We start from the raw sequence: 6,373 nt of genomic DNA, 5'->3' as shown, positions 1-6,373 counted from the left end.
GAAAACAACTGCGCATAATGCTGCTTATGTATGAACTGCTGCAAACCGCCGCCAATGGGTTGAAAGCCTTGGATGAGCGATGACGCGGGGATGACGAGCAATCTGCAAACTGTGATCACGCCATATGGGCTCAGGATCATGCTTCATGATACTGATAAGGTCGGTATGTTCGAGCGGGGCAGCGCACGTCTTAGCGAGCGCTTTAAAATGCTGTTACGCAAAATGGCACCAATTTTCGAAAAAATCGAAAATCAGATGTTAATTGTCGGCCATACCGATTCACTTCAATTCGCCAATCACGACGAGTCGATTTTTTCGAATTGGTCGCTATCGACAGAGCGTGCAATGGCTGCAAGAATTCAGTTGATTGCAGGCGGGATGCGCGGAGCAAGCGTGTTGCAAGTGGTAGGAATGGCAGATAGGGCGCCCTTGGATAAGGATGATCCTGCGGCTGGCGTTAATCGACGCATCGAACTGCTGGTGTTAACGCCAGGGCAATCCCAAGCTATCACCAAAATGTTCGGTATGCCCGATAAATCGGAACCATTAGTAGAAGGGGCCGATGCCGCGTTACCTAACGATGATTTGCTTTCCAAGCTTAGAGACCAACTGCAGGTGCTCAAGGCCAAGGCAGCGCAATAACGCTGTGAGAGTAATCGGAATATAATTATGAGAGCCAAGTTTAGGGGTTCGAGAATGCGTATTAACAATAGCACCTACTCAGATAACACAGCAGTCACCCAAACGATGGGCACGGGATTGACCGAAGCTGCCCTTATATCACCGTTGGCGACCATTAAAGAGGCAAGCATGCAATCAGCCATCCTGAGCCCGGCTGCTGCAGAGCTAGACAAACTGCCTGAAGTCGACCTTGGGCGTGTGGCTGAAATCAAAGCCGCCCTAAGTCGTGGGGAGATTAATTTTAACGCTTCCAAGTTGGCGACACTCATAGAACGCTATCACACTGGTCGGTGACGCCTATAAGCGCATAGCGTGATGCAGATGGATAGTTATCTGCGTAAAAGCCTCCGCTGGTCGGAGGCTTTGTTTTTTTTAGGGCTGAGAAAGCTGGTTGGGGAAAAAGGAAAAACGCAGCGCCTGAAATGAAAAAAAGGGCTAGCCGAAGCTAACCCTTTTTTCGAATTTGGCGCGCCCGAAGAGATTCGAACTCCTGACCCCTTGGTTCGTAGGGCGATTCTCAAGTTTTGGCGCATTTAAAATCAGTCACTTACGACGCCTGCATTTTTCATTTTTAGCAGTATTAAGTCTTAGTGTAAGCGCATTAAATGCCATTTTGTGACACTTTTACTACGTCGATAGCTGTATTTATGGACGGCGAATCCGCGATGCTGACTTGATAGAACATGTCTAATAATAGTTTGGCTTGGTTCAGGATATCTGAATGGAGATCGACCTAATTCGGCAGAGAGGCCACGAATGCCTTGTTCATTTAAAATCTGTTAATGTGGAACATATGCTGTAAAGGAAAGTCATGTTTGATTGGATAATAAAAATATTCCAGAAAAAAAATATTGTTGCGCCAATAAAAACTGATGCCACTTCGCAACATCAATACCGACCCCCACGACAGCCTATATATTTTCTTGACGTCGACGCAGAAGGGGAGTTCTTTGCGCGCTTCGTTCACGTAACTTCCTCTGTAAATGCTGACTCGATATCAAAGAACGGGCTCCTGCCTTTGACAAATGTCACTGAACGGCTCATCTGTTACTTAAATAAAGTTTTTCCGAATGAGAATGCCCAGGTGCTGCTTAAAGAAATTATTGAAGCCAAGCCCAAAAGTGCAATAAACGCAGGTCTAGTGACACAAAGATTGAATGAGGAAAAACAGCAGCGTGAGGTTGTTGCCCTGTTACCCTTAGGAGAATCGAACTACCTTAAGTCAGCAGCCGACAATGCAACAAAAGACGGGGGGGAAGTTTTTAAAGCAGCCCGTGAGACAGTCAATGTCCTCCACAAAAAACAAATAGGCCCTTTGTACCCAGATGCCACGTCTGTTGTTTTTATAGCTCGCCACTATTTGAAGCGGGATAAGCTATCACTAATGATTGGAGGGTGTGCTTCCGAGGAGTATGTACTGGATCTTGCGAGCGGTAAGGAGAGCGATTTTTCCGGGGAGTGGAGTCTATTTCAGAAGTCGAATCCTCTCCACGTGACAAAACCTTATCCGCCCGAACATCTTGTGCGAATGAGTCTGGATACCTACCGCACCCATATCATGAAACCAATAAGTCCAGCAGCTCGTAAGCAGGCTGAAGTTATTCTTACTTCGCACGGAAGTATGGTGGGCGAATCTGCATAAGGGAGGGAACAGTTTCACTGCGGTGGTACAGCGTCAGTTGATTGTAACTAGTTGCAAGATTGTGACCTGCTGCCCACCTGCCATACCAATGTAAACTTGGGTTTTGGCGCGAATGTCAGCATCCAGATGCTTCGGGTTACGTGCCAACTTCTCGATAATTTACTGATTCTTCCTCGGTAATATGCGAAGAAATTGGTAATGTAGTTGCCTCATGATCAACCAGGGATTTAGCTTCTAGATCAAATGGCAACACCCATAAGCGCATCTCTCCATCGAATTCGAAAGGCTCCAGTGCCTTTTTGAATGCCATCCGACGTGGATATATCAGAACGAGTTCACCTTTGCCTTTGAGGTATTTTTTTCCATAAGCAAACAGTTGGTAAAAGTCACCCTGGCTTAAGCCGTACTTATTATCTCGATCTGCAGCATCCAGCCGTTTCCACTTTGTATCCAATACCCATCTTTCCTGACCATGTTGAATGAGTAGGTCCGGTTCCAAGCGAAATATTTGTCCACCGTTGTGGGTGCAAAGATACTCGCTGGCAGCGTGTGTAGTCAGCTTTGCGTCATACGGTAAGGCGCGACGCAGTGTGGCAGCGACATAGCGCTCAAATAATTTTTCCATAGGGAATAACAGACTTACCCCCTGCCATTCTCCAGCTACAGCCAGAGGCATCTGTTTCTTCAGAATAAGCTCACACCATGGTTTTACTGACTGATAATGAGACATCAGGCGGTTATTACTCCATTGGCGCAGATCCTGTGTGATATTGCTACTGACTTGAACCTCAAGGAACAAACTACGGAGTTCATTGGCCAGACGCCAGTTTTCAGGCTCCTTGGTTGAGGTGCAGACCTGTTCCAGTGCGGATTTGAGCAACCGATTCTCAGGTCTGTCTGGTAAAAATACATCATGGCGAATATTGAATATATGGGCTCGGCCTGGGGGTTGTCGCATCTGCTTTACTATGTCCATTTGGCCACGCAAAAAACGTTGCTCTTCTTCGATACGTTGATAGTCGAAGCGAACACCACGTTTTACCAAATGATCAAGCGCCTGTAAGAACCGATGCATGATCCATTCACTTAATGGTGCGTCAAACAGCTCCAGATCTGCATCGCCTACTTCCCGACTCGGTAAGTCCAAAGCAGCCTGAATCATACGTCTCAATAAACGCCTGCTTTCAGACACACAATCACCGGACTCGAAATGCTTTGGAAGTATTTCCAGTCGGGTGCCGCATGGTGTTTCCAATACGCCAACAAAATTATCTAGACACAGCCACCGGCGATCTTCTACGTGCACAAGCGCTGCGCCAGACTTGCTAAATGATGAGCTTAACTTGCATAGCCAATCGAAAGCTGTGGAGGGCACCTGGGCGCGATCAAGGGATGAGTCGATTGTCTCTGTCGTAAGCCGAGCGTATTCCCTGACGGTGATAGTGGCTTGACTCAAGTACCAATCCCTAAAATGTTTCTGTAGCTATTTATGGAGTCGAATGCCTTCTCGTTAATCTCCCAACGAGCATCCCTCAATGATGTGGCCACAGTGGCGCCGAACAATTTTTCTAGGTTTCGATCTTGGCCTGGTTGACGTATGAATGGCTCAATTCCAGATTGACAATTGTGGTCATTTAACACCCATCTGATGCGCTCCCAGTCCTCGAAAAAATACTCCTGGAGAAGAGGCAGTATGTTGTGACGGAAAATAAATGCCAGATGATTAAGCGTTCGTTTTTCTTCCTGAGTTTTCATCTCAATAAAATATGCATGACCAAGGCAATGGTCACGATCCAGCATAACCTCTATGCGGTGATTCATAACGCTCAGAAGCTGACCAATATCTAATCCGTCTACTTCAACATTATTCAGAAGATCTGGTCGCGGTGGCATTTCCCTGAATGTGAAACGGCGTCTCAATGCAATGTCGAGACCTGCAAGTGATCGATCTGCTGTGTTCATTGTGCCAATCAGATAGACGTTGTCTGGCACGCTGAATGGTCGTTTGGAATAAGGCAGATCGACACTTAGTGCTTCATTAGCCCCTTCGCGCTTGGACGGCTCAATTAATGTGATTAGTTCACCAAAGATGCGCGATATATTTCCGCGATTGATTTCGTCGATGATCAAAACATGAGGTTTGCGTTTTTCTCCAGATTTGTTGGGTTCCACCGGATGGACGCCGGATTTCTGGAGATAGGCCAATAAATCACCCCAGCTGAAACGCTCCATCATATACACGGTCTTTAGGGTGAATTGTTTGTCATCGTTGAGTGGAAGGATGGAGAGTTGCAGATTGCGATATAACCACTTCACTGGACGAACATGCTTATAGTCATCCCTGACCCCAGCTGGAGGTGTTTGTTCGTAGCGATAATTTCCAGTTACAACACCAATAGCACCGATATTTTCTGCCGAATGGATACAGAGCAGAATATCTCCAGACGCAACTTCTTCTGCAAAGTAACGTAATGTCCCGCGGTCACCCGAACCCAAATTGTTATAGTAAGGGTTGTTCTCCACTGCTTGGTTCAGATCTCCTGTTTCACCCCAACCTATTCGTGCTTCACCATGCTCAAGGCAATATTTTTGAGTTGGAGTTTGGGCGGTACCATCAATAGAAATTTTCCAAATGCGCGGAGTACTACGTATGCCAGCATCTGGCTGTGCTCCGTGAGTACGTGCGTCATCGCATAGTCGCTTGAAAATACCTGGCTCAACTTGATATTCCAGCTGCTTATCATCATTGGTTAGTGCCCGAAGCCCCTCCACGAAATCTTCGTAACTGAAGCTCTGGTGAAAGGTTACGAAACGAATCAGCTTTTCTTTGACAAGTTCATCAAAACGCTTTTTTAACAACTCTCGTTCATCTAAGTGTTGGTTTAAGAAATCCGGGTCGAGAATCTTGAGAGCTTCGTCAATGGTCGCATGGGTTTTTCCTGTTCCAGGCGGCCCATAAAGGATTTGGTTAAGCGGTTGCATCGTAATTGCTCCGACGGCATCAATTTTGATAGAGATAGGCGCTTTATCTGCTGGGTCACTGTTGTCATATGCATCACACAAAGCTATCAAGGCAGCCTTTGTAGGTACGACAACTTTTACAATTGCATTGCCAATAGCAAGATCGGGAGCATTTGCTGAGAGATTGCTGCTCCGAGACTTATCTGGTGAGTAAGTGACAATATCCAATAACTCTGACTTTACTTCATCTAACCAGCTGCCGGCGCTTAGATAAAGTGTCGTTCTTTTGTTATCCAGGGCCAGAGCAAGCTGCGGACCATCATTTGATTGGTAACCTGCAATTTTCAGGGTTGGAGTTTTGATCTGTGAAAATTTGCCGGAATTTTCGAGAAACTGCTGTGCGTCTTCTGGTGTTAATTCCGTACTGAGCTTTTCTTGGATTACGTCCCATAACGCGATGCCATACTCCAGGAAGTTCTTGCCGTCGAATCCTTTAACCAACTCCTGCTGTAATATGGATACTTTTTTTTCTGAACTACCTAATGCAGCCTGCAGATATTCAGTTTTGTAGATTGGCAATATGCATGGCTTATCCCGATCCTGATAAAGAAAAGCGATTTTCCATTTCAGGGCAGGACCTAGATCTACTTGATCAATTAATGCCAAGTTGCCAGCATGAGCTGCCTGAGCAACCTGAATTAGCTTACTTTTTACTTGATCATATGCGGTCTCGGCACTATTTCCATATTTTGCAAGCCAGCCATAATCAGAGCTGTAACAACGGGTACTATCGTTTACCTTCGGGCTTTTGTTATCTCTAGAGAACACGCCAAATTTGAACGATGATCCACCCCATATTGATCCCAAACTCCCAGTCTTCGCCTCCAGCCAATAGCAAAAATTGTCTTGGTTTCCAGCTTGGCTATATTCCCCAAGACTCATGTTTATAAGGCTATCCAGAGGCCAGCGGGCTAGAAAAGCATCCCAGATGGCCATACGTTCTGTAATGGACTCGTTCATCAAGTACTCTCAATTATTTTTCTGAAGCGTTTTGGTACTCATCCGACCAGCTTCGAAAGTTGAGCTGCG

The 6,373-nt window shown here is 46.1% G+C and carries 5 protein-coding genes; 3 read left to right on the top strand and 2 right to left on the bottom strand.

Annotated features, from left to right (window positions below):
• Positions 1-72: 72 nt before the first annotated feature.
• From NMK_RS08965 to NMK_RS08955, 3 genes are all read left to right on the top strand, one after another.
• The gene (locus tag NMK_RS08965) at positions 73-642 is read left to right on the top strand and encodes an OmpA family protein (RefSeq protein ID WP_227871434.1); all 570 of its coding nucleotides are present in this window, start codon (positions 73-75) and stop codon (positions 640-642) included.
• A 54-nt stretch (positions 643-696) separates the two neighbouring features.
• The gene (gene flgM / locus NMK_RS08960) at positions 697-975 is read left to right on the top strand and encodes a flagellar biosynthesis anti-sigma factor FlgM (RefSeq protein WP_181376212.1); all 279 of its coding nucleotides are present in this window, start codon (positions 697-699) and stop codon (positions 973-975) included.
• 517 nt (positions 976-1,492) lie between these two features.
• Complete coding sequence (locus NMK_RS08955; protein WP_109015426.1) at positions 1,493-2,323, top strand: hypothetical protein; 831 nt, start codon at positions 1,493-1,495, stop codon at positions 2,321-2,323.
• A gap of 136 nt (positions 2,324-2,459) precedes the next feature.
• Here the strand turns inward: NMK_RS08955 and NMK_RS08950 are convergent, their stop codons facing one another.
• Positions 2,460-3,779, bottom strand: a complete 1,320-nt coding sequence (locus NMK_RS08950) for an McrC family protein (protein WP_109015425.1) — start codon at positions 3,777-3,779, stop codon at positions 2,460-2,462.
• Positions 3,776-6,304, bottom strand: a complete 2,529-nt coding sequence (locus NMK_RS08945; protein ID WP_109015424.1) for a DUF8426 domain-containing protein — start codon at positions 6,302-6,304, stop codon at positions 3,776-3,778. Before NMK_RS08945 ends, NMK_RS08950 begins: the two co-directional genes overlap by 4 nt.
• Positions 6,305-6,373: the final 69 nt, after the last annotated feature.

The organism is Novimethylophilus kurashikiensis, assembly GCF_003112435.1.
In the GTDB taxonomy this organism is placed as follows: Bacteria; Pseudomonadota; Gammaproteobacteria; order Burkholderiales; family Methylophilaceae; genus Novimethylophilus; species Novimethylophilus kurashikiensis.
The sequence above is the reverse complement of the archived record's forward strand: the minus strand, read 5'-3'. Positions and strand labels throughout refer to the sequence as shown.

Coding starts and splice junctions, on each gene's coding strand:
- NMK_RS08945 (WP_109015424.1), bottom strand. CDS start 6,304: ATGAACGAGTCCATTACAGAACGTATGGCCATCTGGGATGCTTTTCTA.
- flgM (WP_181376212.1), top strand. CDS start 697: ATGCGTATTAACAATAGCACCTACTCAGATAACACAGCAGTCACCCAA.
- NMK_RS08965 (WP_227871434.1), top strand. CDS start 73: ATGAGCGATGACGCGGGGATGACGAGCAATCTGCAAACTGTGATCACG.
- NMK_RS08955 (WP_109015426.1), top strand. CDS start 1,493: ATGTTTGATTGGATAATAAAAATATTCCAGAAAAAAAATATTGTTGCG.